This window comes from Sphingomonas cannabina (assembly GCF_021391395.1).
Classification (GTDB): Bacteria; Pseudomonadota; Alphaproteobacteria; order Sphingomonadales; family Sphingomonadaceae; genus Sphingomonas; species Sphingomonas cannabina.
In genome coordinates this window covers 915,001-941,311 of sequence record NZ_CP090059.1, presented here as the reverse complement: position 1 = coordinate 941,311, position 26,311 = coordinate 915,001, and the positions used below count along the sequence as shown (strand labels likewise).

26 protein-coding genes (1 of these 26 cut by a window edge) are annotated in these 26,311 nt (G+C 67.2%); 23 read left to right on the top strand and 3 right to left on the bottom strand.

Going from position 1 to position 26,311, the window contains the following annotated elements:
• Positions 1 to 131 precede the first annotated feature (131 nt).
• The 13 genes from LZK98_RS04640 (at position 132) to LZK98_RS04580 (ending at position 12,291) form a co-directional block, all read left to right on the top strand.
• Complete coding sequence (locus LZK98_RS04640) at positions 132 to 2,150, top strand: conjugal transfer protein TraG (protein WP_233786508.1); 2,019 nt, start codon at positions 132 to 134, stop codon at positions 2,148 to 2,150.
• 3 nt (positions 2,151 to 2,153) lie between these two features.
• A complete protein-coding gene (locus LZK98_RS04635; RefSeq protein ID WP_233785234.1) occupies positions 2,154 to 2,558 on the top strand; it encodes a CopG family transcriptional regulator in 405 nt (134 codons plus the stop codon).
• Positions 2,555 to 3,556, top strand: coding sequence for a P-type conjugative transfer ATPase TrbB (trbB, locus tag LZK98_RS04630; RefSeq protein WP_233785233.1), 1,002 nt, complete (start codon positions 2,555 to 2,557; stop codon positions 3,554 to 3,556). The genes LZK98_RS04635 and trbB overlap by 4 nt, the downstream gene beginning before the upstream one ends.
• Before the next feature lie 311 nt (positions 3,557 to 3,867).
• Positions 3,868 to 4,098, top strand: coding sequence for a TrbC/VirB2 family protein (locus LZK98_RS04625; RefSeq protein WP_233786507.1), 231 nt, complete (start codon positions 3,868 to 3,870; stop codon positions 4,096 to 4,098).
• Positions 4,095 to 4,364 carry a VirB3 family type IV secretion system protein gene (locus tag LZK98_RS04620; RefSeq protein ID WP_233785232.1) on the top strand — a complete coding sequence of 90 codons (270 nt, stop codon included), beginning with the start codon at positions 4,095 to 4,097 and terminating at the stop codon, positions 4,362 to 4,364. Before LZK98_RS04625 ends, LZK98_RS04620 begins: the two co-directional genes overlap by 4 nt.
• Entirely contained in the window at positions 4,358 to 6,814 is a 2,457-nt protein-coding gene (gene trbE, locus LZK98_RS04615) for a conjugal transfer protein TrbE (RefSeq protein ID WP_233785231.1), read from the top strand. The genes LZK98_RS04620 and trbE overlap by 7 nt, the downstream gene beginning before the upstream one ends.
• Positions 6,811 to 7,566 (top strand): P-type conjugative transfer protein TrbJ, encoded by a 756-nt coding sequence (gene trbJ, locus LZK98_RS04610; protein WP_233785230.1) that lies wholly within the window; start codon positions 6,811 to 6,813, stop codon positions 7,564 to 7,566. The genes trbE and trbJ overlap by 4 nt, the downstream gene beginning before the upstream one ends.
• A 116-nt stretch (positions 7,567 to 7,682) precedes the next feature.
• On the top strand, positions 7,683 to 8,981 hold the full coding sequence (gene trbL, locus LZK98_RS04605; protein ID WP_233785229.1) for a P-type conjugative transfer protein TrbL: 1,299 nt from the start codon (positions 7,683 to 7,685) through the stop codon (positions 8,979 to 8,981).
• A 3-nt stretch (positions 8,982 to 8,984) separates the two neighbouring features.
• Entirely contained in the window at positions 8,985 to 9,788 is an 804-nt protein-coding gene (gene trbF, locus LZK98_RS04600; RefSeq protein WP_233785228.1) for a conjugal transfer protein TrbF, read from the top strand.
• Positions 9,785 to 10,666, top strand: coding sequence for a P-type conjugative transfer protein TrbG (gene trbG / locus LZK98_RS04595; RefSeq protein ID WP_406693851.1), 882 nt, complete (start codon positions 9,785 to 9,787; stop codon positions 10,664 to 10,666). The genes trbF and trbG overlap by 4 nt, the downstream gene beginning before the upstream one ends.
• Positions 10,663 to 11,862, top strand: coding sequence for a TrbI/VirB10 family protein (locus LZK98_RS04590; protein ID WP_233785227.1), 1,200 nt, complete (start codon positions 10,663 to 10,665; stop codon positions 11,860 to 11,862). Before trbG ends, LZK98_RS04590 begins: the two co-directional genes overlap by 4 nt.
• Before the next feature lie 7 nt (positions 11,863 to 11,869).
• Positions 11,870 to 12,100 carry a DUF2274 domain-containing protein gene (locus tag LZK98_RS04585; protein WP_233785226.1) on the top strand — a complete coding sequence of 77 codons (231 nt, stop codon included), beginning with the start codon at positions 11,870 to 11,872 and terminating at the stop codon, positions 12,098 to 12,100.
• Complete coding sequence (locus LZK98_RS04580) at positions 12,097 to 12,291, top strand: hypothetical protein (protein ID WP_233785225.1); 195 nt, start codon at positions 12,097 to 12,099, stop codon at positions 12,289 to 12,291. Before LZK98_RS04585 ends, LZK98_RS04580 begins: the two co-directional genes overlap by 4 nt.
• Before the next feature lie 144 nt (positions 12,292 to 12,435).
• Here LZK98_RS04580 and LZK98_RS04575 read toward each other — a convergent pair whose 3' ends face one another.
• A complete protein-coding gene (locus LZK98_RS04575) occupies positions 12,436 to 13,185 on the bottom strand; it encodes a hemerythrin domain-containing protein (RefSeq protein ID WP_233785224.1) in 750 nt (249 codons plus the stop codon).
• A gap of 350 nt (positions 13,186 to 13,535) precedes the next feature.
• On the opposite strand from LZK98_RS04575, the gene ppsA reads away from it, so the two are divergent.
• Genes ppsA through LZK98_RS04560 form a run of 3 tightly spaced genes read left to right on the top strand, consistent with a single transcriptional unit; the run spans position 13,536 to position 17,427 of the window.
• On the top strand, positions 13,536 to 15,935 hold the full coding sequence (gene ppsA, locus LZK98_RS04570) for a phosphoenolpyruvate synthase (protein WP_233785223.1): 2,400 nt from the start codon (positions 13,536 to 13,538) through the stop codon (positions 15,933 to 15,935).
• A complete protein-coding gene (locus LZK98_RS04565) occupies positions 15,932 to 16,870 on the top strand; it encodes a 1-phosphofructokinase family hexose kinase (protein ID WP_233785222.1) in 939 nt (312 codons plus the stop codon). The genes ppsA and LZK98_RS04565 overlap by 4 nt, the downstream gene beginning before the upstream one ends.
• Positions 16,864 to 17,427: a BON domain-containing protein gene (locus LZK98_RS04560; protein ID WP_233785221.1), complete on the top strand. Its 564-nt coding sequence runs from the start codon at positions 16,864 to 16,866 to the stop codon at positions 17,425 to 17,427. The genes LZK98_RS04565 and LZK98_RS04560 overlap by 7 nt, the downstream gene beginning before the upstream one ends.
• A 132-nt stretch (positions 17,428 to 17,559) precedes the next feature.
• On the opposite strand, the gene LZK98_RS04555 is transcribed toward LZK98_RS04560, so the two are convergent.
• Positions 17,560 to 17,997: a universal stress protein gene (locus tag LZK98_RS04555; RefSeq protein ID WP_233785220.1), complete on the bottom strand. Its 438-nt coding sequence runs from the start codon at positions 17,995 to 17,997 to the stop codon at positions 17,560 to 17,562.
• Positions 17,998 to 18,335: 338 nt separating this feature from the next.
• On the opposite strand from LZK98_RS04555, the gene LZK98_RS04550 reads away from it, so the two are divergent.
• The 5 genes from LZK98_RS04550 (at position 18,336) to LZK98_RS04530 (ending at position 24,874) form a co-directional block, all read left to right on the top strand.
• Positions 18,336 to 18,986, top strand: coding sequence for a BON domain-containing protein (locus LZK98_RS04550; RefSeq protein ID WP_233785219.1), 651 nt, complete (start codon positions 18,336 to 18,338; stop codon positions 18,984 to 18,986).
• 488 nt (positions 18,987 to 19,474) lie between these two features.
• Positions 19,475 to 20,545 carry a glycosyltransferase gene (locus LZK98_RS04545; protein WP_233785218.1) on the top strand — a complete coding sequence of 357 codons (1,071 nt, stop codon included), beginning with the start codon at positions 19,475 to 19,477 and terminating at the stop codon, positions 20,543 to 20,545.
• 8 nt (positions 20,546 to 20,553) lie between these two features.
• Positions 20,554 to 21,294 (top strand): ABC transporter ATP-binding protein, encoded by a 741-nt coding sequence (locus LZK98_RS04540; protein ID WP_233785217.1) that lies wholly within the window; start codon positions 20,554 to 20,556, stop codon positions 21,292 to 21,294.
• Positions 21,294 to 23,663, top strand: a complete 2,370-nt coding sequence (locus LZK98_RS04535) for an ABC transporter permease (RefSeq protein WP_233786505.1) — start codon at positions 21,294 to 21,296, stop codon at positions 23,661 to 23,663. Before LZK98_RS04540 ends, LZK98_RS04535 begins: the two co-directional genes overlap by 1 nt.
• 2 nt (positions 23,664 to 23,665) lie before the next feature.
• Positions 23,666 to 24,874, top strand: coding sequence for an efflux RND transporter periplasmic adaptor subunit (locus tag LZK98_RS04530; protein WP_233785216.1), 1,209 nt, complete (start codon positions 23,666 to 23,668; stop codon positions 24,872 to 24,874).
• A gap of 7 nt (positions 24,875 to 24,881) precedes the next feature.
• Here LZK98_RS04530 and LZK98_RS04525 read toward each other — a convergent pair whose 3' ends face one another.
• Positions 24,882 to 25,430, bottom strand: coding sequence for a CC0125/CC1285 family lipoprotein (locus tag LZK98_RS04525; protein ID WP_233785215.1), 549 nt, complete (start codon positions 25,428 to 25,430; stop codon positions 24,882 to 24,884).
• Between the two features lie 254 nt (positions 25,431 to 25,684).
• On the opposite strand from LZK98_RS04525, the gene LZK98_RS04520 reads away from it, so the two are divergent.
• Both LZK98_RS04520 and LZK98_RS20645 read left to right on the top strand, forming a co-directional pair.
• On the top strand, positions 25,685 to 25,873 hold the full coding sequence (locus LZK98_RS04520; RefSeq protein ID WP_233785214.1) for a hypothetical protein: 189 nt from the start codon (positions 25,685 to 25,687) through the stop codon (positions 25,871 to 25,873).
• Between the two features lie 51 nt (positions 25,874 to 25,924).
• Positions 25,925 to 26,311, top strand: partial view of a recombinase family protein gene (locus tag LZK98_RS20645; protein ID WP_406694169.1) — the start only. The gene runs 1,299 nt beyond the window's last position; the window shows 387 of its 1,686 coding nt (coding positions 1-387); its start codon is at positions 25,925 to 25,927; the stop codon falls past the right edge of the window.

Genomic DNA, 26,311 nt, shown 5'->3' with positions numbered 1-26,311 from the left:
TGCCTGGTCGATCGCCAAAGCTAGCCCTTCCCGGCCCATCAAGGCCCATCAGCGCCATTCAGTTTTCGCACCGCTAGGCAGAGTCTGAGCCCGCTCGGATCGACCGCATGTCGACCGGCGGGAGCCTCGACGTGACGCCCACCAAATTGCTCATCGGACAGATCCTGGTTGTCTTCGCGATCGTGCTGCTGGGGATGTGGGCCGGCACGCAGTGGGCGGCCGCGATGCTTGCCTACCAGCCCGAGCTCGGTCCGCCGTGGTTCCGTATCGCGAATCTGCCGATCTACCAGCCCTGGGCGCTATTCCCCTGGTGGTACCATTTCGATGCCTATGCGCCGCACGTGTTCGACCGCGCTGGCACGTTGGCAGGCGCGAGCGGGTTCGTCGGCTGTGGCGCTGCGATCGCCGGCTCCCTGTGGCGGGCACGTCAGTCGCGCTTCGTCACCACGTACGGGTCCGCCCGCTGGGCCACCGATCGCGAGGTCGAACGCGCCGGACTGCTGCACGATGCAGGCATAATGCTCGGGCGGTTCGGTCCGCGCTATCTCCGGCATGACGGCCCCGAGCATGTCATGGCGTTCGCGCCGACCCGCTCAGGCAAGGGCGTCGGCCTGGTGGTGCCGACGCTGCTCAGCTGGACCGGCTCGGCCGTCATCCACGACATCAAGGGCGAGAACTGGCAGCTGACCGCCGGCTGGCGGTCGCGCTTCTCGCATTGCCTGTTGTTCAATCCCACCGATCCGCGCTCGGCGCGCTACAATCCCCTGCTCGAGGTCCGCCGCGGCACCGACGAGGTCCGCGACGTCCAGAATATCGCCGACATCCTCGTCGATCCCGAAGGCGCGCTCGAGCGGCGCAATCACTGGGAGAAGACCAGCCACTCGCTGCTGGTCGGCGCGATCCTCCACATCCTCTACGCCGAGGAGGATAAGACCCTCGCCCGCGTCGCAACCTTCCTCTCCGATCCGCAGCGCCCGTTCGTCTCGACGCTCAAGCGGATGATGGAGACCAACCATCTCGGCACCGACGCACATCCGCGCGTCCATCCGGTGGTGGCCTCCGCCGCGCGCGAGCTCCTCAACAAGAGCGAGAACGAGCGCTCGGGCGTGCTGTCGACGGCGATGTCGTTCCTCGGCCTGTACCGCGATCCCACCGTCGCCGAGGTCACCGCGCGCTGCGACTGGCGGATTGCCGACCTGGTGGACGCCGAGCGGCCGCTCTCGCTCTATCTCGTCATTCCGCCATCGGACATCAGCCGGACCAAGCCGCTCGTCCGCCTGGTGCTCAACCAGATCGGCCGGCGGCTGACGGAGCGTCTTGACCAGTCCGGACCGGGCCGGCGGCACAAGCTTCTCATGATGCTCGACGAGTTCCCGGCGCTGGGACGCCTCGACTTCTTCGAGACCAGCCTCGCCTTTATGGCCGGTTACGGCATCCGCGCCTTCCTGATCGCGCAGTCGCTCAACCAGATCGAGAAGGCCTACGGCGAGCACAATTCGATCCTCGACAACTGCCATGTCCGTGTCGCTTTCGCGACCAACGACGAGCGCACCGCCAGGCGCATCTCCGACGCGCTCGGCACCGCGACCGAGCAGCGTGCGATGCGCAACTATGCCGGGCACCGCCTCGCGCCATGGCTCGCCCATGTCATGGTCAGCCGCCAGGAGACCGCGCGCGCTCTGCTGACCCCCGGCGAGATCATGCAGCTCCCGCCGACCGACGAGCTGGTGCTCGTCTCCGGCATGGCGCCGATCCGTGCCAGGAAGCTGCGCTACTTCGCCGATCGCAACTTCACGCGGCGCGTGACGGCGCCGCCCATGCTGGCGGATGGCGACTATGCCGACCGTCCCGACGCGCGTCTCAACGATTGGGGCGATCTCGTCCGCGGCACCGACGCCCGTCTCGGCGAGTCCGATGATGCCGAGGGTGCAGCCGAGGACGGCGGACTCGAGCAGCAGCGTCATCCCGGCCTGCCCGAGCCAGTGGCGCAGCCTGCCGAGCCGGCGCCCAATCCCGGGGCTGCCGTCGCCGATGACGACGACATCGCCGCCGACAGCCACGCGATGGACCAGGCGCGCGGCTTCAGCGCCGTCGCCCGCGGATACGCCCTCAATCAGGGCAGCGATCGCGACCTCGTGCCGGGGCTCTAAGTCATGAAGGTCCGCCAGAACCTCTATATCGACCGCGAGCTCGCCGACGCGCTGGAGGCGCTCGCGGCCGGCACCGCCGGGAACAAGTCGCGGCTGGTCAATGCCGCGCTCGCCGATTGGCTGGCACGGCGGGCTACCCGAGAGATCGACGACCTCCTGAAGCTGCGCCTCGACCGCATCACCCGCGAGATCGAGCATGCACGGCGCGATATCGAGGTGCTGCTCGAGAGCCTCTCGCTGTTCGTCCGCTACCAGCTGATGGTGACGGCGCCGCTGCCCGACGCCGATGCCGCAGCCGCTGCGGTCGGTCGCGACCGCTTCGAGCGATTCGTAGCCCAGGTCGGCCGCCAGCTCGCCGCCGGCAAGCGCACGATCGGCCATGTCCCGGGCGTTGGAGGCGCGGCATGAGCGCCATCGGCTCCATCGCCGAAAACCGGCGCCGCGCCATGCTGCGCACCGCCATGGGTGAGACCATTTCGGCAGCGCTCGCCGACAGCCAGGTCCTCGAGATCATGGTCAATCCCGACGGCGCGCTCCGCCTCGATCGGCTCGGCGAGGGCATTACCGATACGCTGGTCCGGTTCGATCCCGCGCAAGTCGAGCGGATCATCCGCCTCGTGGCGTCGCACGCCCGCGGCGAGGTCCACGCCGACCGGCCGATCGTCTCCGCCGAGCTGCCGCCGCATGGGCAAGGCGCCGGAGAGCGCTTCGAAGGCCTGCTGCCGCCGGTCGCGCTCGGTCCCTGCTTCTCCATCCGCAAACCGGCGACCCGCCTCTATACGCTGATGGACTATGTGAGTGACGGCATCATGTCGGCCGAGGCGGCGCGCCTGCTGTCGCTCGCCGTCGTCGCGCGCAGCAACATCCTCGTCGCCGGCGGCACCAGCTCGGGCAAGACCACCCTCGCCAACGCGCTGCTCGCCGAGATGGCGCACCTCCACCAGCGCGTGATCCTGATCGAGGACACCCGCGAGCTCCAATCGCCCGCCGCCGATACCGTTGCACTGCGCACCCGGCCGGGCGCCGTCACCATGGCCGACCTCGTCCGCTCGACCCTGCGCCTCAGGCCTGACCGCATCATCGTCGGCGAGGTCCGCGGCCCCGAGGCGCTCGACATGCTCAAGGCCTGGAACACCGGCCATCCCGGCGGCATCGCCACCGTCCACGCCAACAGCGCGCCCGCCGCGCTCAATCGCATCGAGCAACTCATCCAGGAGGCGGTGGTCACCGTACCGCGCCGCCTGATCGCCGAGGCGATCGAAATCGTCGTGTTCATCGCCGGACGTGGGACCGGTCGACGGGTCGAGGCGGTCATGCACGTCGCCGGGCTCGATCCCGACGGCGGCTACCGCCTCGTCGACCTCCTCCCGGATCCGCCCCTCCCGCCCTCAGGAGATTGCGCATGACCTCGCCCACTCCCTCCCGTCTCGCCCGTATCCAGCCGCGCCTGCACGATGCTCTGTTCGCGCTGTTCGCGGCGAACCTCATCGCCCGGCCCGATCCGCCGGCCACCGGCAGCATCGCGCTCGACCTGCTGCTCGGCCCCGCGACCAAGCTGGCGGCCGCGTTGGTCCTGCTCGCCTTCCTGCTGGCGTTCCTGCGCAAGCATCCCGTGGTCCCTGGCACGCGGGTCAGCTTCGCCCACCCGGCTCCCATCGGTATCCTAGCGCTGCTGACGGTCGGCAACGCCTGCACCGCATTCGCTGCGGGCTCCGGCATGCCGTGGGAGCAGCCGCTGCAGCAGGTGCTCGAGTCGGTCCAGGGCCCCGTCGCCAAAATCGTGGCGGTGATCATCATTATCACCACCGGGCTCACCCTCGCGTTCGGCGAGACTGCGGGCGGGTTCCGCCGCCTCATCCAGATCGTGTTCGGCCTGTCGATCGCGTTCGCGGCCTCGTCCTTCTTCCTATCCTTCTTCAGCTTCGGCGGCGGGGCCCTGATCGCATGAGTGCCGGCGGCCACATCGAAGGGTTCGAGGTGCCGATCCACATGAGCCTCGGATCGCCGATCCTGCTCGGCGGCGCGCCGCGCGGGCTGGCGATCGTCAACGGAACGGTGGCGGCGGCGCTGGGGCTCGGCCTCCAGCAGTGGCTCGCCGGCCTCGCGCTCTGGGCGATCGGCCACAGCCTCGCCGTGTTCGCCGCGCGCAGCGACCCCGATTTCGCGCCGATCCTGCTACGCCACCTGCGCCAGAAGGGCCATTGGGCATGCTAGCGCTGCACGAATACCGCCAGCGCGCCGATCGCCTCACCGACCATCTGCCTTGGGCGGCGCTGGTCGCACCCGGCATCGTTCTCAACAAGGACGGCAGCTTCCAGCGCACGCTCGCCTTCCGCGGGCCGGACCTCGAAAGCGCGACCGACGTCGAGCTGGTGTCTGCCGCAGCGCGCGCCAACAACGCGCTGAAGCGCTTCGGCTCGGGCTGGGCGCTGTTCTTCGAGGCCGAGCGCCGCGAGGCGCTCGGCTATCCCGACAGCCGCTTTCCCGACGCGGCCTCATGGCTGGTCGATCAGGAGCGCCGCGCCGCCTTCGAGGCGGAGGGGCGGCATTTCGAGAGCCGCTATTATCTGACCCTCCTGTGGCTGCCCGGACCCGATGCCTCCGACGCCACCGGCCGGCTCCTCGTTGACCGGCCCGCCGGCAATCCCGATCGCGACTGGCGCGCCGCGCTCCACCAGTTCGTCGCCGAGACCGACCGCCTGCTCGACCTGTTCGGCGCCTTCATACCCGAGGTTCGCGCGCTCGACGACGCCGAGACGCTCGCCTATCTCCACCGCGCCGTCTCGACGCGCGACCATCCGATTCGAGTGCCCGAGACGCCGATGTATCTCGACGGCGTACTCGCCGACACGCCACTCACGGGCGGGCTCGAGCCGAGGCTCGGGGAGAGCCACCTGCGCACGCTCACCGTGCTCGGCTTCCCCACGATGAGCCGGCCCGGCATCCTCGACGCGCTCAACGCCGCCGACTTCGCCTACCGCTGGACCACCCGCTTCATCGCGCTCGATAAGACCGACGCCACCAAGGTGCTGACGCGCATCCGGCGGCAATGGTTCAACAAGCGCAAGTCGGTGGCCGCGCTGCTGCGCGAGGTGCTCTACAACCAGCCGACGCAGCTCCTCGACAGCGATGCCGACAACAAGGTGGCGGATGCCGACCTCGCGCTGCAGGCGCTCGGCGGCGACCATGTCGCGTTCGGCTATCTCACCACCACCATCACCGTCGCCGACGAGGATCGTACCCGGGCCGAGGAGAAGGTCCGTGCGGTCGAGCGCATCGTCAACGGGCTCGGCTTCACGGTGAAGCGCGAAGGCATGAACGCCGTCGAGGCCTGGCTCTCCTCCCTCCCCGGCCACGCCTACGCCAATGTCCGCCAGCCGATCGTCCACACGCTCAATCTCGCGCACCTCGTACCGCTGTCGGCGATCTGGGCAGGCCCATCAGCCAACCCGCATCTCGGCGGGCCGCCGCTCCTCCACGCCCGGACATCGGGATCGACGCCGTTCCGCCTCTCCACCCACGTAGGCGACGTCGGCCACATGCTCGTCGTCGGCCCGACCGGCGCCGGTAAGTCGGTGCTGCTCGCGCTGATCGCGCTCCAGTTCCGCCGTTACCCCGGCAACCAGCTCTACATCTTCGATATGGGCCGCTCGGCGCGTGCCGCGACGCTGGCGTGCGGCGGCGCGCACCACGGTCTCGGGCTCGGCGGCGATGCCGGCGCCACGCTCGCGTTCCAGCCGCTGCGCCATATCGACCAGCCCGATGAGCGCGCTTGGGCGGCGGAATGGATCGGCTCGTTGCTCGCGCACGAGACGGTGGCGGTCACTCCCGACGTCAAGGATACGGTCTGGACTGCGCTAGGCAGCCTGGCCACGGCGCCGGCCGAGGAGCGCACGCTGACCGGGCTCGCGCTGCTGCTCCAGTCGGCGGCGCTGCGTGCCGCGCTCGCACCCTATACGCTCGACGGCCCGTTCGGCCGGCTGCTCGACGCCGCCGAGGACGACCTCCGGATGGCCGACATCCAGTGCTTCGAGACCGAGGCGCTGATGGGAAGCGGCAGCGCGGTCGCGCCGGTGCTGACCTATCTGTTCCACCGATTGGAGGAGCGCTTCACCGGCAGGCCGACCCTGCTCATCCTCGACGAAGCCTGGAAGTTCCTCGACCATCCGCTGTTCGCCGCCCGGATCCGGGAATGGCTGAAGACGCTCCGCAAGAAGAACGTTGCGGTCCTGTTCGCGAGTCAGAGCCTCGCCGACATCGCCGACAGCGGCATCGCCCCCGCGATCATCGAGAGCTGCCCGCAGCGCATCCTGCTGCCCAACGACCGCGCCGGCGAGCCCCAGAGCCGCGCGGCCTATGCGCGGTTCGGGCTGAACGAGCGGCAGATCGAGCTCATCAGCCGCGCGACGCCCAAACGGCATTATTATCTGCAGTCGGCGCGCGGCAACCGCCTGTTCGAGCTCGGCCTGGGGCCGATCGCGCTCAGCCTTTGCGGATCGGCCGATCCCGCCACCCAGGCGCGAATCGACGCACTGCTGGCGGACGCCAGCCCGGCCGATTTCGCTGCGCGCTTCCTACGCGAGCGCGGCCTCGACTGGGCCGCCGACCTCATCGCCCAATTCCCGGGACCTTCGATCCCACCCGACCAGGAGATGACGCCATGACACGCCTGCCCGCACGCCGCACGCCCCTCGCGGCCGCTGCCGCCGGACTGCTCGGCCTCGGTGCGAGTGCATCGCTGGCGATAGCGCTCACCGCCGCACCGGCTTCGTCGCAGATCACTGTGTTCGATCCCACCAACTACAGCCAGACCGTCCTCACCGCCGCACGGACGCTGCAGCAGATCAACAATCAGATCCGGTCGCTGCAGAACGAGGCGATGATGCTGCTCAACCAGGCGCGGAACCTCAGCCGCATCGACTTCCCCGAGCTCCAGCAGATCACGCGCGCCATCCAGCAGATCGATCAGTTGATGGGCGAGGCGCAGGGTCTGCGCTTCCGCGTCGCCGGGCTCGACCAGCAGTTCGGCCGGATGTTCCCGCAGCGGTTCGGCGAGGCGCTCTCGACCGACGCCCAGGTGATCGCCGCGCGCGACCGGCTCGACGCCACGATGGCGGCATATCGGCAGACTATGACGATGCAGGCGCAGGTGGTCGAGAACGTCGCCGGCGATGCCCAGGCGCTCGGCGCGATCGTCGCGAAGAGCCAAGGCGCCGAGGGCGCGCTGCAGGCCGCGCAGGCGACCAATCAGCTCCTCGCGCTCTCGGCCAAGCAGCAGTTCCAGATCCAGACCCTGATGGCCGCACAGTACCGCGCCGAGGCGCTGGAGGCCGCGCGGCGCGCGCAGGCGCAATCCGATGCGCGCGCCGCAACCAGACGGTTCCTCGGCAGCGGCACCGCCTACACGCCCCGATAGCGGGCGGGCCTAGGCGGCGGCGGTATCGCCTCCCGCCGCCGTCGCCGCGGGGCGTGGGTGAGCTCCCGGGCTCACGTCCCGCGGCATCCCTTCAGGGTCAGCCGAAAGCCGCCGCCGTGAACGACCTCAACGTCATCGACCGCTTCATGGACGTGTTCGTCCGCTACATCGACAGCGGGTTCGGCCTGCTTGGGCCGGACGTCGCGTTCCTCACAACGACGTTGATCGGCATCGATATCGCGCTCGCCGGCCTGTTCTGGGCGATGGGCGGCGAGCAGGACGTCATCGGCCGTTTCCTGCGGAAGATCCTGTTCATCGGCGCGTTCGCGCTGATCCTCAATCGGTTCTCGAGCCTCGCCGACATCATCTTCCGCTCGTTCGCACAAGCCGGCCTCACCGCCGGCGGCGGCACCCTCTCGGCCGGCGACCTCATGAAACCCGGCCGGCTCGCCGGAACCGGCTTCTCGGCCGCTTGGCCGCTCCTCGAGCAAGTCTCGAAGCTGCTCGGCTTCACCACCTTCTTCGACAATTTCCTGACGATCATGGTGCTGCTGTTCGCCTGGGGCCTGGTGATCCTCGCCTTCTTCATCCTCGCCGTGCAGCTGTTCGTCACTGTCATCGAGTTCAAGCTGACCAGCCTCGCCGGCTTCATCCTAGTGCCGTTCGCCCTGTGGAACCGCACCAGCTTCCTTGCCGAACGCGTGCTCGGCCATGTCGTTACCTCCGGCATCAAGGTGATGGTGCTGGCAGTGATCGTCGGTATCGGTTCCAGCTTCTTCGCCGAGTTCACCGCCGCGCTGCAGGACCAGGAGCCCGACATCGGCCAGGCGATGAGCCTGGTGCTGGCAAGCCTCACGCTGTTCGGCCTCGGCATCTTCGGCCCCGGCGTCGCCTCGGGGCTGGTAACCGGCGCACCGCAGCTCGGCGCCGGCGCGGCGCTCGGGACCACGATCGGCGCCGCCGGTGCGGTCGCATTGACTGGCGGCGGGGCTATCGGCGCGGCCCGCCTCGCCGGCGGCGCGGCCCTAGGTGCGATCCGCGCCGGCACCACGATGGGCGCAGCGGCGAAGACCGCCTACGCGCTCGGCCGGGAGACCTCGGCTGAGGCCAGCGTCGGCGCAGGGCTCGGCGGCGTCGCGCACGCTGCCGGCGGCATCGCCCGCCAACGAGCCGGCGCCGCCCTTGGGCTCGCCGATGCCGCGACCAAGGGGCGCGACGCTGCCTGGTCGGCGCTCGCTGATACGGCTGCTTCCGCGTCCGCCGCCGCGTCCGACGAGACCGCGCCGGCCTGGACCCGCTCGCTCCGCCGCCATGAGGACGCCCGTCACCGCCGCCATGTCGCGCTCCAGGCGCTGAAGGAGGGCGACCGCGGCGGCGGCTCCGCTGCGCCCAACATCAAAGAGAAGGAGGACTGAACCATGCGCTTCAAGCGAAGCGTCCAACGCTACGGGCGAACGCCCGAGCCTGAGACGCCCTATCAACGCGCCGGACAGCTCTGGGACGAGCGGATCGGGTCCGCCCGCGTGCAAGCGCGCAACTGGCGACTGATGGCGTTCGGCGGGCTCGCGCTCACATCGGCGATGTCCGCAGCGCTCGTCTGGCAGTCGCTCCAGAGCCGTGTCGTGCCGTACGTCGTCGAGGTCGATCGCCTGGGCGAAGCCCGTGCCGTGACCGAAGCCGAACGAGACTATCGACCGAGCGATGCCCAGATCGCCTGGCATCTCGCCCGGTTCATCGAACAGGTCCGGTCGATCTCGACCGATCCCGTGCTGATGCGGCGGGAATGGCTCGCCGCCTACGACTTCGTAACCAGGCGAGGCGGACAGTTTCTCGGTGACTACGCGCGCTCCGCCAACCCCTTCGGTGCCATCGGCGAGAAGACGGTATCGGTGCAGGTGACGAGCGTCGTCCGCGCGTCGGAGCGCTCGTTCCAAGTCAAATGGACCGAGACTGCCTTTGAGCGGGGAGTGCAGACCGGCAGCTCGAAGTGGACCGCCATCCTTACCGTCGTGCGCCGCCCACCCTCGTCGGCGGACGCGGTGCGCCACAATCCGCTCGGCCTCTACATCGACGCGATCGATTGGAGCCGCGAGCTCGAGCCGCCGGCCTCGCCAGGCGACGCCGCCGTGGAGGGCGGTGCCGACAGCGCCGGCGGCACCGCACCGGCCGATCGCGACCCTGCTCCAGCTTCCATGCGACTGATCCCGGAGAACCAGCCATGAAACTGTCGTTCCTCGCCATATCCGCCATCGCGCCGGCACTTGCCTCGGCAGACGCCGTCGCCGGGCCGCGCAACCCCGGCACGCCCGCGCCGATGCAACGCCGTGCCGCAGCGCCGGACGCAATCGGCGCGGCAAGCAGCGCTGCCACCGTCCAACCGCGTCGCAGCGATTTCATCAATGCGATGGCGGTCCTGCCGTATGCCGAAGGCGCGATCTACCGGGTCGACACCGCTCCGGAACGGGTCACCGATATCGAGCTCCAACCGGGAGAATCGCTCGTGGCGGTCGCGAGCGGCGACACCGTGCGCTGGGTGATCGGCGATACCAGCAGCGGCACCGGCGCCGACAAGCGGGTGCACGTCCTGATGAAGCCCTTCTCGGCAGGGCTTTCCACCAATCTGGTGATCACCACCGACCGCCGGACCTATCATGTCGCGCTTTCCAGCACCGCCGGCCCGGCCATGGCCGCGCTCGCCTGGTCCTATCCCCAGGGCGAGCTGCTTGCGGTCAAGCGGACCGAAGCCGCAGCGGCCGCGGCCGCGCCAGTCGCTTCCGGACTCGACGTCGAGCGCCTCAACTTCGGCTATGCGATCTCGGGAGACCGGCCGGCATGGCGCCCCCTGCGCGCGTTCGACGATGGACGACAGACGTTCATCGAGTTCCCGCCGTCGCTGGCACGAGGCGAGGCGCCGCCGCTATTCCTGGTCGACGCCCAAGGACAGGCGCAGCTGGTCAACTATCGCCTGCGGGGGCGGTACTACGTCGTGGACCGGCTGTTCGGCGCGGCCGAGCTGCGGCTGGGCCTGAAGAGGCAGGACATCGTGCGGATCACCCGGACTGGCGGCGAGGCCGCCGACAAGCGGAACGCGGCGTCATGAGCGAGGAAGCCACTGCTCCTGCTGCCGTGGCGGGTACGTCCAAGGTCGACCCGGAGGCCATGGCGCTGAGGGCGCGGCCTGCGCCGGCGATCCGCTTCAAGCGCAGCCTGATCGTCGTGCTAGCGGGCGCCGTGCTGATCGCCTTGACGACGACGACCTGGCTGGCGCTCAAGCCGCGCAGCCTCCTTCTGACGCCGCAGGCCGACGATTCGAGCGAGCCTGCCAAGCCGCCGACCGACACGCTGAGTGCGCTCCCGCGCAGCTACGGCGACCTGCCGAAGCTCGGCCCGCCGCTTCCGGGAGACCTCGGGAGGCCAATTCTCGAGCATCAACGGGCACTCGGGTCGGAAGGTGTCGCCACGACCCCGCCGACGCAGGCCGACGCGGCCGCGACCGAGCGCGAGCGGCTCGCGGGGCAGCGGCGCGCGGCACGCGAGTCCGGCCTGCTGGTGCAGGGCGGGGACCGGGAGGCACCCGCCAACCCGGTTGCCGGCGCGTCTGATGTGCAGGCGGAGGACAAGGGCCAGCTCACGCTCAATCCCGACCGCGATCCCAATGCTCAGCAGCGCAAGGCGGACTTCGTTGCCGCCAGAGACCCTGGCGGCGACATCAACCCGCACGGCGTTCGAGCGGCTCCCTCACCTTACCTGCTCTCCGCCGGCAGCGTGATCGCAGCCAGTCTCATCACCGGCCTGCGATCGGATCTGCCGGGCCTGGTCATCGCGCAGGTGACCGAACCCGTGTTCGATAGCCCGACGGGCCGGATCCTCCTCATTCCGCAAGGCGCGCGGCTGATCGGCGCCTACGACAGCGTCGTCGCCTTCGGCCAGCGGCGTGCCCTTGTCGTCTGGCAGCGGATCGTCTTCCCCGACGGACGATCGCTCAGGATCGACAATGTGTCCGCCACCGACCCGGCCGGATATGCCGGGCTCGAGGACAAGGTCGACTTCCATACCTGGTCCCTCCTCAAGGGGGTCGCCCTATCGACCCTGCTGGGAATCGGCTCCAACCTCACCTTCACCGGCGAAAGCGATCTCGTGCAGGCGATCCGGGAGTCGACCCAAGCCAATGTCGCGCGGGCCGGCGATCAGCTCACGTCCCGCAACCTTCAGATCCAGCCGACGATCACCATCCGGCCCGGCGCACCAGTGCGCCTTGTCGTGCACCGCGATCTGGTTTTCGCTCCTGCCGAATAGGTGCCCCATGTCCGATCTCAAGCTTCCCAAGCTTCCCGACCGCACACCGATGAAGCTGACGATCAGCATTACGCCCGATCTCAACCAGGCGCTCGCCGACTATGCCGACGCATATCGCCAGACCTACGGACAGAGCGAGGCGGTCGTCGACCTGATCCCCTATATGCTGCGTGCCTTCCTGGAGAGCGACCGGGCGTTCGCCAAGACGCGCCAGAGCGGACGAGGGCCAACAGCATGAGGCACCCGCACTATCTTCACCATCCGCTGTCGGCGCCGTTCTGCGCCGGGGGATCAGGCGATCCTCAAGATCGCCTTACGCCGGCTTCCACTGGTATCTCCATCATGGACGTCGCGGTGAAAACCGATGGCGACTATGCCGACGGCTCGGCCGACATGATCGTGAAGGATATCAAGGTCTACCCGAACTGACGCGTGACAGAGTCGCTGTGATCACGCCGCTCCCCCTTCCGACGCCGAGAGGGCGGCAACCGTCCGAGATGTGCCAGCCAATCGATGGTTTTCCGGACAGGCGAGTCTGCCGCGGTGCGCGACGAATGCCTCGGATCCTGGCGACTATAGCGCTGGCGGCGCCGGTGCGGTGAACGCGCCGAGATCGGCAATCCCAAGTGCGTGTTCGATGTCGACCACCTTGTCGAGTGCCATGTCGAAGCCGTCCCCGCCGAAGCGTTGGTGCTCAATCTCCTCGAACTGCTCTCCGAGTTCGTCGTAGCTTTTCTGTCCGAGCGATGCCTTGAAGGCAGGAAAGATCACCGTGTCCTCATGCGCAGCATGGGCCTCGTACATCCGCGAGAATGCCGTCATAGCATTTGCTAGGACTTCGCCCTGCCCCGTTGCGATCTTGCCCCCTTTGGTGCGGTCAAGGATATAATCGGTGATTGCACGACCGCGCTGGTGCTGCGTCATCAGCATATCGATCAGACCAGCACCTTCACCGCCAGCTTTCCGGACCAGTGGAAAGACATGCTGCTCCTCGAGCAGTTGCTCGTGATAATGTTCGCCGAATTCACGAAACAGGGCGGCGGCGCTGGCGATCGCGCCCGCATCGATTGGGCCAGAACCGGCGGCGAGCCTTGGCGCGATCTCGCGATAAACGATGAGGATTCGGCGCAGCACGCCATGCTCACGCATCAGATCCTCGTTGGCGGCGACTTCGCCACTGCGATCCTTCTCGTGTTCCTCGCTCTTTTGAACAAGGGGGGAGCATCCCGGGAGGAGGAGCACGGAAGCGGTGACGCCTGTACCAGCCATCAAGCCGAGGGCGGTGCGACGATCCTGCTTAACTGTGTCGAGCGGTTCTCTCATCCGACGGCCTCGCCGGGACAATGACCGAAACCCAACAAGCCGCGTCTGGATCGGTTCCAGTCTGAAAGAGTGAAGTCAGACGAGGGCTAGAGAGGCACGGTAGGGCCGCAGATCGGCGCGGACACCATCACCTGCCGCCCGGAAGACGCGCCGCGATAGGAAACCGATCGACTTTCCCTCGGACGAGTCGAACCCGATCCTTCAGCGACATCAGGCATATGCGTGCCAGCGCACCGATTTCCTTGCGTGGCCGCCTGACGCATCGGCACTGCGTATCTTCCCCAATATCGGCCAGCCTCCGCCTTGCACATTCTCACCCTATGACACACCAAGCTCTTCTGGAACCGTCTGTGCGGGCGGACGATCTCATCGCCTGGTTCGACACCATCGGGCGCGACGATGTTCCGCGCGTCGGCGGCAAGAACGCATCGCTCGGCGAGATGATCAACGCGCTCGGTGCCCACGGAGTACGGGTCCCCGGCGGCTTTGCGACGACGGCGCACGCTTACCGGTCCCTGGTCACCGAATGCGGCATCGGCGATCCACTGGCCGAGGCGATTCGGGCGTTCCGCTCAGGCGACCGGTCGCTCGAGGAGACGGGCGAGGCAATCCGGCGGCTATTCCTCGACGCGACGCTTCCCCCGGCACTGGCGGAGTCGGTGGTCGCCGCCTATCGCGCGCTTTCACGGCGGGCCGGCAAGCGCGAGGCGGCGGTTGCCGTCCGCTCGAGCGCGACCGCCGAGGACCTGCCCGACGCGAGCTTCGCAGGCCAGCAGGAGACATTCCTCAACATAGTCGGCGAGCGCGCCCTGCTCGACGCGTGCCGCCGCTGCTTCGCTTCGCTGTTCACTGACCGCGCCATCGCCTATCGCGAAGCCAAGGGCTTCGACCATCTCCAGGTCGCGCTCTCGATCGGCATCCAACTGATGGTCCGCTCCGATCTGGCCGGCTCGGGCGTGATGTTCTCGCTCGACCCCGAAAGCGGCTTTCCGCGCGTCGCCGTAATCAGCGCGGCCTGGGGGCTCGGCGAGCCGGTGGTTCAGGGCACGGTCGATCCCGACAACTACATGGTATTCAAGCCGCTGCTGTGCGACGGGCGCCTGCGGCCGATCCTCGAGAAGCGCGTCGGCGAGAAGGCGTGCAAGCTGGTCTACGCCTCGGGCGGTAGCGCACGCACTGCGCTGGTCGACACCAGCCGCGACGAGCGAAGCCGCTTCGTCCTCGACGACGAGGAGATCCTGCAGTTGGCGCGCTGGGCGGCGGTCATAGAGGACCATTACGGCGTGCCGATGGACATGGAATGGGCCAAGGACGGCGAGACCGGCCAACTCTTCCTGGTCCAGGCGCGCCCCGAGACCGTGCATGCGAACGCAGCGCCCGCTACGCTGAAGGCATGGCGGCTCGACACGACAGCCGCCGCGATCGTCACCGGCTCGGCGGTCGGCGAGGCGATCGCAAGCGGCCCGGCGCGGATCGTGCGGAGCGCTGCCGATCTTCCCGATTTCCCGAAAGGCGCCATCCTGGTGGCGGAGACTACCGATCCCGATTGGGGACCGGTGATGCGTAAGGCAGCCGGCATCGTCACCGACCATGGCGGGCCGACCAGTCACGCCGCGATCGTCGCGCGCGAGCTCGGCGTGCCGGCGGTGGTCGGCACGGGCGACGCCACGCGGCAGATCGCCGATGGGACGCAGGTAACGATCTCGTGCGCCGAAGGAGACCGGGGGCACGTCTATTCCGGCGCGCTGCCGTTCCACAGCGATGAGGTCGATCTCGGCTCGCTTCCGAAGACCCGCACCGAGCTGATGGTGAACCTTGCCAGTCCCGCTGCCGCATTCCGCTGGTGGCGCTTGCCCGCCAAGGGCGTGGGGCTTGCGCGCATGGAGTTCATCGTCAGCAACCTCATCCGCATCCATCCGATGGCGCTGGTCCACCCCGAGCAGGTCACCGACCTGAACGCACGGCGAATCATCGATGACTGCACCAGCGGCTATTCCGACAAGCGCGACTATTTCATTGACGTGCTGGCGCAGGGCATCGCCCGGATCGCGGCGGCCTATCATCCCCAGCCGGTGATCGTGCGGCTGAGCGACTTCAAGAGCAACGAATATGCCCATCTGATCGGCGGCGCCGATTTCGAACCGTACGAGGCCAATCCCATGCTCGGCTTCCGCGGCGCCTCGCGCTACTATCACGAACGCTATCGCGAAGGCTTCGCGCTCGAATGCCGGGCATTGCGGCGCGTGCGCGAGACGATCGGTCTCGACAACGTGATCGTAATGGTGCCGTTTTGTCGCACCATCGCGGAAGCAGATCTCGTCCTCGCCGAGATGTCCCGTCACGGCCTCGCACGCGGCGACCACGGCCTCCAGATCTATATGATGTGCGAAATTCCCTCGAATGTCGTGCTAGCCGAGGAGTTCGCCGCCCGGTTCGACGGCTTCTCGATCGGATCGAACGATCTCACCCAGCTCCTCCTCGGTATCGACCGCGATTCGGAACTGCTCGCGCCGAGCTTCGATGCGCGCGATCCGGCGGTTACCCGGACCATCGCCGACTTTATCCGGCGCGCGCACGCCTGCGGGGCCAAGGTCGGCATCTGCGGACAAGCGCCGAGCGACCATCCGGATTTCGCCCGCTTCCTCGTCGAGCACGGGATCGATTCGATCTCGCTCAATCCCGACAGCTTCGTTTCGACGCTTCGTCGTCTCGCGGAGGCGGAAGCGAGCGTGGCCGAGGCCGCCGAATGAACACGATCGCAACGATCACGCTGAACCCGGCGCTCGACGTCGCGACGAGCACGCCGAAGCTCGTACCGGCGCATAAGCTGCGCTGTACGCCGCCACTGCACCACCCCGGCGGTGGCGGGATCAACGTTGCCCGCGTCATTCACGCGCTGGGCGGCGCCGTAACCGCTCTGTTCCCTGCCGGCGGCCCGGCCGGGCGGATGATCTGCCGTTTGCTTGAAGCCGAGGCGGTTGCCTTCGCCGAGACTCAGATCGCTGGCGACACGCGCGAGAGCTTCGCTGTCACGGAGGACAGCACGGGCGCGCAATATCGTTTCGTCCTGCCCGGCCCGACGCTCACTCCCGCAGAGCAGGGGTGGCTGCTTGGCACGCTGTTCGATCTGCCGGTGGCGCCCGACCATCTCGTCGTCAGCGGAAGCCTCCCGCCCGGCATCGGCTCACAATTCCTGAGTGATCTGCGCGGTGTCGCGGAGAGGCTCGGCGCCCAGATCGTTCTCGACACCTCAGCAGCCGGCCTCAAGCTTGCCGGGGGATTGGACGCACTGCTGGTAAAACCCAGCCGGCGCGAACTCGAAGGGTTTGCGGGGAACGATCTGCCCGACGATGATCGGCTTGCTTCCGCTGCGCGCGCGCTCATCCGGGAAAAAGTCGCCCGAACCGTGCTGGTCTCGCTTGGATCGGAAGGAGCGCTGCTGGTGACGAGTGACCGCGCAAGCCGGTTCGCGCCGGTGGCGGTACCGGTAGTGAGCTCGATCGGCGCGGGGGATTCGATGGTGGGGGCGCTCACGCTCGCACTTTGCGAGGGCCGTTCGATCGAAGAAGCAGTGCAGCGCGGAATCGCGGCTGGCGCGGCTGCGTTGCTGGCACCGGGCACGCAGCTTGCGCGACCAGCCGATGTCGAGCGGCTGTTTGCGGAAATGCGCGCCGGGGTATGCTGAACGGGCGGGTGAACGGCATGACAGATCGGGCACGACTGCAGACCGAGATCGCGAGAGGCGACGACATGCTCGCCTACATGATACGCGATGCATTCGCCGACGATCGGCAGGTCGATCCCGATTCTCTTGGTGTGGCCGTGCGCTCCGGCGTCGTCACGCTCTCGGGATGGTCTCCCAACCTGGCAATGCGCGAGGCGGCGGTCGCGGCGGCAGGGCGCATCCGGGCCGTCCGGTGCGTGGTGGACGAGATCAGGATTTTCGGGAGCGCTGCCGACAAGGGCCGGGATGAACGAATAGCCGATCGGGTCCGGAAGATGTTCGCGCTTGATGCGGCCATCCCGACGGACGCCTTCGAGGTTTCCGTCGTCCATGGCTGTGTGGCGTTGAGCGGAATTGCCGAACGCGCGTACCAACGGCATGCAGCGCGCCGGGCTGCCGCGCGCGTCGGCGGCGTCGTGGCGATAGCCAACCGGATTGACGTCGCGCCACAGACCGCACCCGCAGCGATCTTGCCTTCCCTAACTGGCACACCTCACAATTCCTCACTCCGTTCGTGAAAGCCGGCATCGGCTTCCACTTTTCAAAACGCGGCTTGTGATAAGTGAGTTCTACGCTTCCTCCCTATCGATTCCTGATCCCACGTACGACTTTTCACGAATCCGTGCCGCGCTCGCTGATTGCGTTGGGATTCAAGGCACGATCATCACTGCGCATGGTGCAAGCGACACGAGCTTCTGGGAAACGCTGCCGAGCAGAAGCGCGGTGAGCCGGCCGCGACCGCGTCGCCCGAGCACGAGGAGGTCCACCTCGCCAGTGCGTGCGTAATCGAGGATCACCTCGGCCGGATCCCCCCAAACGGTGACGGTCTGGACCTCTGCGGCACCGGATGACTTCGCCTCGGCCTTTGCGGCCGCAAGCAGTTCCTCGGCGAGCGTATCGACGGCCGCGCCCCCATCACCCTCGGCATACATGAGTTGGCGAAGTTCGTGAGGCGAAAGCTCATGCCCAACCGTCAGGATGGTCATATCGGCTTCTGTGGCCCCGGCGATCTCGGCGGCCAATCTCACCGCCCGGCCAGCGGGATCCGAGCCATCGGTTGCCACCAAAATATGGGTCGGTCTGGCCATCGGCGTCATCCCTGCGCAGGTCGTCGGCAGCTAAACCCTCCCGGGCGCCCTTGGCGATGCGGGAATCTACGATGATGTGGTCGTCAGGCCGCGCGATGACCGGAGACCCGACCGGCAGAGGCCACGCTTGTCCGAGCTGGTGATCAACCAACTCGCCACCGCTGACACGTTGCGTGCGGCACCCAGATACCGAACGCGGGCCGACAACAGGAGTAGCCGTCGCTCCCCGCCTTTCGGCCACCGTCCGGAATCAACCGGATATCCGATGGTACCCGCCGGGAGAATCATCACGCGTCCCGCACTTGGTCGGGGCGATTCTTGGGACGAGGAGCAATATGATGAAGACCGACAGCCAACTGCAGCGCGACGTGCTCGACGAACTGGCCTTCGAGCCGATGGTCGAGCACGGCCAGATCGGCGTGATGGCAAAGGACGGTGTCGTCACCCTCACCGGCCATGTGCCCAATTATGCTCAGAAGATGGCCGCCGAACGAGCGGCGGCGCGAGTGAACGGTGTCAAGGCAATCGCCGAGGAGATCAAGGTGCGCTTTCCGAGTGATCCCAAGACTTCCGACACGGAGATTGCCGAGAGAATCCTCCAGCTATTCCGCTGGGATGTCACCGTCCCCGACGAACGCATCCAGGTTCGTGTCGAGAACGGCTGGGTGACGCTCAGTGGTGACGTCGAGTGGAATTATCAGAAGAAAGCCGCTCAGACCGCTGCCGGCCGTATTACCGGAGTCAAGGGCGTCAACAACCGTGTCGAGATCAAGGGCGAACCGTCACCTGCCGACGTCCGCGAGCGGATCATGACAGCGATCAAACGCCAGAGCGCGCTCGATGCAAATGCGATCAGCGTCTCCGTGGCCGGTCATACAGTAAAATTGAGCGGCGAGGTCCACGGCTGGAATGAACGTCGGGTCGCCGAGCAGGCCGCCTGGTCGGTTCCGGGGGTCAATAGGGTGGAGGACGAGATCGCTTTCGCCTGAAACGACTTCGGCGCGGAGCGGCCGCCCGTGCCGCCCCGCGCTATTTCGCAGATCCCTGCCGGAAATGCGCATGGCATCGGCAGCAAGATTTCAGCAACCCGTCCATCCGCCGCCGACAGCGGGCGCCTCACCAGTCGCGAAGCTTGCGACATCTCCGCCGAGATTTCTCGCGGTCCCAACCCCCTCTCGTAAACGGCGGAGAAGGCGTGCACCGCACCTCGGACAATCCCTTAATGCGGGCCGGGGACCACGACGGATAGGCTCGCCTCCATCCCGCAATGGAGGAGGCAAGCATGCGAGCAACTGCGGACGAGTGCCTGGTTGATTCCCCGGGAACGCGGAAACTGGTTCCGTCCCGGCCACGGCCGAAGCGGATCGCGCTGCTCGGCAATTCGCTGCCGCGCCTATGCGGCCTCGCGACCTTCACCAGCCATGTCCATGACGCCATCACGATGCGCTTCCCGGACATCCGCGTCGACCATTATGCCATGGCCGATCCCGGCCAGAGCTACCGTTTCCCGCCAAACGTCGTCCGCACGGTCGATCAGGAGGACATCGGCAGTTATCGCGCCGCTGCGGCCGCGATCACCAGGAGCGGAGCCGACCTGCTGTGGGTGCAGCACGAGTTCGGTATCTTCGGCGGCCCGGCCGGCATCTATCTGCTCGAACTGCTCAATCGCCTCGCCCTCCCGGTGGTGGTGACGCTCCACACCGTGCTCGAGGACCCCAATGCGGACCAGTTCGCGGTGATGGAGCGCCTTCTCAAGCATGCGCAGTTGCTGATCGTAATGGCGCAGCGTGCCCGCACGATCCTCGAGGAGCGCTATGGAGTCGCCTCCGAACGGATTGCCGTCATTCCGCATGGGGTGCCGGATCGACCTTATGTCACCCCTGCGCTCGCGCGCGCCCGTCTGGGGCTCGAAGACCGCAAGACCGTTCTGACCTTCGGCCTTCTGTCGCCCGGAAAGGGTATTGAGACGATGATTCGGGCGATGCCCGTCATCCTCGCGCGATGCCCCGATACGCTCTATTCGATCGTCGGGGCGACGCATCCGCACCTCGTCGCGCACGAAGGGGAGGCGTATCGCGCGCGTCTGCAGTCGCTTGCCCACGAGCTCGGCGTCGGCGGGCATATACGCTGGGAGGCGCGGTTCCTCGATGAAGAGGCGCTGATCGATCGCATCGCCGCGGCCGATGTCTACGTCACGCCGTACGGAAACCCGGCGCAGATCACCTCGGGAACGCTCGCCTACGCCTTCGGGCTTGGCAAGCCGATCGTCTCCACCCCCTACGTCCATGCCGTCGAGCTCCTCGCCGACGGCCGCGGCCGTTTGGTCGATTTCGGCGACGTCGCCGGCTTTGCCCGTACGGTCGGCGCGTTGCTCGCGAATGATGCAGGCCGCGCTCGTATGGCCGCTCGCGCTTACGAGCATGGACGTTCGATGACCTGGGCTCGCATGGTCGAACGCGCGGTCGACGCTTTCGCCGATATGCTCGCCGAAGAGGCCGAAACCACGCAAGGCATCGAAGAGCGGGTGCCGGCGGTGCTTGCCGCCTAGGCCGATGCATGCCGGCCGCAAAAGACCTGAACAGGCGCAGTCGGCATGATCCGGTCTATCGCGTCGAGGGCCTGACCAAGGTCTATGGCGAAGGCGACAACGCCGTGCAGGCACTGCGCGGCGTCGACTTCACCGTCGATCCGGGCACGATGGTCGTGCTGCTTGGGCCGTCAGGATCAGGCAAGTCGACCCTGCTCAACATCCTCGGTGGACTGGATCACGCGAGCGCGGGCCATGCCTGGTTCCACGACCGCGACCTCACCGAGCTCGACGATGATGCGCTCACCGAATATCGCCGCCGCAGCGTCGGCTTCGTCTTCCAGTTCTACAATCTGGTGGCCTCGCTGACGGCGCGCGAGAACGTCGCGCTGATCACCGAAATCTCGAACGATCCGATGGATCCGGCCGAGGCACTGGCGCTGGTCGGGCTCGACGCCAGGCTCGACCATTTCCCCGCCGAGCTGTCGGGCGGCGAACAGCAGCGCGTCGCCATCGCTCGCGCCATCGCCAAGCGTCCCGAGGTGCTGCTGTGCGACGAACCCACCGGGGCGCTCGACAGCCAGACCGGCACGCGCGTGCTGGCGGCGCTCGACCAGATCAACCGTGAGCTCGGCACCACCACCTTCATCATCACCCACAACGCCGTGATCGCCGACATCGCCGACCAGGTATTCCTGTTCGGCGACGGCCGCATCACCGGGATGCGCCACAATACGACCCGCATTTCCCCGTTGGAGCTGAGCTGGTGATGCGCCTGGGCTCGACCCTCGACATCAAGCTGCTGCGCGACCTCTGGCGGTTGCGCGGCCAGGCAGTAGCGATTGCGCTGGTGATCGCGGCCGGGGTCGGCACGGTCGTCATGGCGGTCGGGCTGATCGGTTCGCTCGAGACGAGCCGTTCGGCCTATTATGATCGGTACCGCTTCGCCGATGTGTTCGCGCCGCTCGTGCGCGCGCCCGAGCCCATGATCGCCAGAGTCCGCGCGCTGCCCGACGTTGCCGCCGCCGACAGCCGGGTGAGCACGCGCGCGACTCTCGACGTTGCCCAAGTTGCCGAGCCCGTGTCGGCGCGCGTCCATTCGCTTCCCGAGGCGAGAGGCGATGCGCTCAACCAGCTAGTGCTCCGCTCCGGCCGCTTCCCCGATCCGCGCCACCCCGAGGAGGTAGTCGCCAATGAAGCGTTCGTGCAAGCGGCCGGCCTGTCGGCCGGCGATCGCATCACCGCCGTGCTCTACGGCAAGCAGGTCGCGCTTCGCCTCGTCGGGACCGTGCTGTCTCCCGAATATGTCTATGCGATCGGCGGCGGGCAGGTGTTTCCCGACAATCGTCGCTTCGCTATCCTGTGGATGGGCCGCGAGCCGCTCGCCGCGGCGCTCGATCTCAACCAAGCGTTCAACGATGTGCTCGTTCGGCTGTCGCCCGGCGCGAAGCCGGAGGAGGTCGAACGGCACCTCGATCTGCTGCTCGCGCCCTATGGCGGCATCGGCGCCTACGATCGCGAGCAGCAGATTTCCGACCGTTTCATTGCGAGCGAGATCGACCAGCTGAAGACAATGGCCGGGGTGCTGCCGCCGGTGTTCCTGCTGGTGGCCGCGTTCCTGCTCAACATCGTGCTCGCCCGGCTGGTCGAGACCGAGCGCGAGATCATCGGGCTTTTGAAGGCGTTCGGCTTTCCGGGGCGAGCGATCCTGCTCCACTACGTCGAGCTCGCGCTGCTGCTGTCGCTCGGCGGCCTTGCGCTCGGAATCGGCCTCGGTACCTGGCTGGGACGGGCGCTCGCCGGCCTCTACCAGCGTTTCTATTCCTTCCCTTTCCTCGCTTTCGACGCCGACGCCGATGTCTATTGGATCGCCGCCGCCGCAACACTGGTGCCGGTGGCGCTGGGCGCCGCAACCGCGGTATGGCGCGCAGCGCGACTCACGCCGGCGGAAGCGATGCGGCCGCCGGCGCCGTCCGACTATTCGGGGCGGGTCGGCCGCTGGATTGCCGGCATCGGTCCTGACGAGCCGACGCGCATCGTCTTGCGCGGATTGCTCCGCCGCCCGGTTCGCAGCCTGCTCTCGGTGATCGGGCTCGGCGCCGCCTTGTCGCTCTACATCGTCTCACAGGCGAGCCCGGGCAGCATCGAGCGGATGATCGAGATCGGTTTCGGCAGCGCTGACCGCTCCGACCTGCTGGTGCTGTTCGCCGAGCGCCGCGACGAGCGCGCCCTTCATGAGCTGCAGCGCATCCCGGGCGTGCTTGGCGTCCAGCCGCTGCGGGCGACCGATGCCCGGCTCGTCGCCGGGCCGCGCAAGACGCGCGAGGGGATCAGTGGGGTCGATGCCGGCGGCGAGCTCAATCGCGTCGTCGATGTCGAAGGCAAGGTCCTCGATCCGCCGCCGCGAGGCGTGATGCTGACCGGGCAGATGGCGAGCGAGCTCGGAGTAGGTCGAGGAGATGCGATCGAAGCACGTGTCACCGAGGGCGAGCGGCCGGTGCTGCGCCTGGTCGTCACGGATGTGCTCGATGCCCCGTTCGGAAGCTCTGCCACCATCGATCGCGCGCTGCTCAACCGGCTGATGCGCGAAGGAAACACGCTGTCGGGCGCCTATCTCAAGGTCGATACGGCTGCGCTGCCGCGCATCTATTCGCGGCTCAAGGACAGCCCGATGGTGGCAGGCATCACCGTCAAGGCGGCGGCGCTCCATTCGATCCGAGCGACGGTCCAGGAGAACTTCAACACCATGACCATCTTCTACACCGGGCTGTCGGTGCTGGTGGTGATGGGTGTCGCCTACAACAGCGCCCGAATCAGTCTGTCCGAACGCGCGCGTGATCTGGCGTCGCTCCGAGTGCTCGGCTTCCGCCGCGGCGAGGTCGCTTTCGTGCTGCTCGGCGAGCAGGCGCTGCTCGTGATCCTGTCGCTACCGATCGGCATCCTCGGCGGCATGGCACTGTGGCGGTTCCTGGTGACGCAGTTCAGCAGCGACCTCTTCACCATTCCCTATTTCATCGATCCGCGCGTGTTCGGCCAAGGCGCGCTCGTCATCGCTGCCGCCGCCGGCATCACTGCGCTCATCATCCGCCGCCGGGTCGACCGGCTCGATCTCGTCCGCGCGCTCAAGACGAGGGAGTGACGATGGCCCGCAAACTATTGACCGGCCCCCGCATGATCGGCGCGTTGATCGTGCTCGTCCTCGCTGCCGCCACGTTCGTCGCGACGCGAACCCCGTCGGCCGAGGTCGAAGTCGGCGAGGTGACCCGCGGCCCTATGGCGACTACAGTCGACGATCTCGCCGAGACGCGCGTGCGAAATCTGTTTATGGTGTCCGCGCCGATCACCGGCGAACTGGTGCGCGTGCCGTTGAAGCCAGGAGCGCGGGTCGTTGCCGGAACGACGCTGCTCGCCCGCATCCGTCCGGCCGAACCAGGTGCACTCGATGCGCGAACGCTCGCGCAGGCGACGGCCAATGTCCGGGCACTCGAATCGCAGGCCGACGCGGCACGCGCTGAAGTGGAGGCGGCGCTTGCGCAGCTTGATCTGGCGGAGCGCCAGCGTACGCGCGTGTCGACGCTTCGCGGAAAGGGCTTTGTTGCTCAGGCAGCGCTCGACGAAGCGAGCATGGAACGTGATCGTGCCCGCGCCGCTGCGCGGGCCGCGCGCGACGGCGAACGAGCGGCACGCCGCAGCGCCGATGCGGCACGCGCCGCGCTGATCGCACCAGGCGCAGGGATGCGCGGGCGCGGCGTCGTCGATGTGCGTGCGCCAATATCGGGCTATGTGCTGAGCGTGCCGCAGGAGAGCACGCGCGTCGTCGCTGCTGGCACCCCCTTGGTCGCCATCGGCGATCCCGACCAGCTTGAGTTGGTCACGGACCTGCTTTCGGCCGATGCCGTCCAGGTGAGCCCAGGCGCCGAAGTGTCGATCGAAGATTGGGGCGGCGATCATCCGCTCAAGGGGCGCGTACGGCTGATCGAACCCTATGGCTTTCTCAAGGTCTCGGCGCTCGGCGTCGAGGAGCAGCGCGTCAACGTCGTAATCGATTTCACCGAGCCGCGCCGGGCTTGGGCACGACTCGGCCATGGGTTCCGGGCCACGATACGCATCCGGACCTGGTCGGTGGGGGAGACGGTGCGCGTGCCGATCAGTGCCCTGTTCCGAAGCGGAAATGCCTGGCAGGTGTTCCGCGTGAGCACGGAGGGTCGCGCCGAGACGGTGAACGTTCGGATTGGCCGGATGAGCGAGGATTGGGGACAGGTGCTCGCGGGGCTCGTCCCAGGCGACCAGATCATTCTGCACCCGGGCGACAAGGTCGAATCGGGGACGAAGGTACGTACAGCGCAATAGGTTAGATCTATTTGGGCCCGTGCGCCTGCCCCGCCCCCTGCATGCCTAGAAGCGTTCGCGCGTCGATGACTTCGTCGCCTGGGCTGTTCGTGAACGCGACGGTATAGCTGACCTCGATATGAGGCCTGGGTTCATCTCCTGATGGCCAGAGTGGATCGCTCTCGCAGTGATCCCAACCCCTGCCGATGCAGTAGAAACGCCAGAAGCGGCGCCAGTCGCGATAGCTGCCGCGATAAGTCACCCTCCCGCCTTTCGTGGTTGGCAGCACATAGACATCGTGGACGACAGCACGGTCAGCGACGACGAAGCCATAGAAGCCTTTTGCGAGCGCCAGCTCGGCTGCCCGTCGCAACGCAAGCCGGTCAACAACTGCAAGGTGGGTCCGCGGCGGTGCCGTATAGGTCACACGGTAACGATCGTCCCCGATTCTCTGCTCGGCATAGCCGCCCCCTGCGGTCTCGCGCTGATAGCGTAGGGTGGTCGACGAGCACCCCATGAGCAGGAGCGCTGCGATGGCAGGAGTCAGGAATTCTGAGCGCATCGTCTGAACCAGCACGGAGTAGCGACCTCAGCATATCTGGGCCTCCATCGCGGATGCATTGGGAATACTCCTGAAGGCCAATTAGGGTGCCGAGGCCGGCGAACGCCCGTCCAGCACTCGAAAGACGGTCCGACGGGGGCTTCGAGCAACGACGACGCTGACCGTTTCCGGCCTATCAGGGCCGATCAGCCCCATTCGGTTTTCGAAGATTCAGGCCGAATCTGAGTTAGTCCGGGTCGACCCTAGGTCGATCGGTAGGAACCCCGAACGTGACGCCCACGCAATTGCCCGTCGAACAGATTCTGATCGTCTTCGCGGTCGCGACCGCTTTTACCAAAGGGGCCGACGGGAGGCGGACGTTGACCAACGCTGCCAAATCGGCCGCGCTCCTTGCTGCCGGAATCCGCGATGGCGATTCGATGGAAGGGCGATTCCGGTGCGAGGTTGTCTTCGAATGACATCCACGAGCCCTCCAGAATTGCTCGAACTGGCGCGTGCTCTTGCGCGCGATGCGGCACGGGAGGAAATTGCGCGTCGAAAACAGCTGGAGAGGTCGGACCATGACGCGAGTCGTGATCTACGCGCGCTATTCCACCGACAAACAATCTGAACGGTCTGCGGAAGACCAGGCACGCCTCTGTCTCGAGCGCGCAAAGCGGGAAGGTTGGGAGGTCGTCGAAGTCTACTCCGATCTCGCACTTTCGGGCGCCAGTAGGAACCGGCCTGGGCTGAATGCCCTCCTCGCCCGTGTCGCCGATGTCGATATCGTCCTTTCCGAGTCGATCGACCGAGTCAGTCGAGACCAGGAGGACATCGCGGCAATTTACAAGGCTATCCGACATGAAGGGGCGCGCTGGGTCACGTTGTCGGAAGGGAACATTGACGAACTACATGTC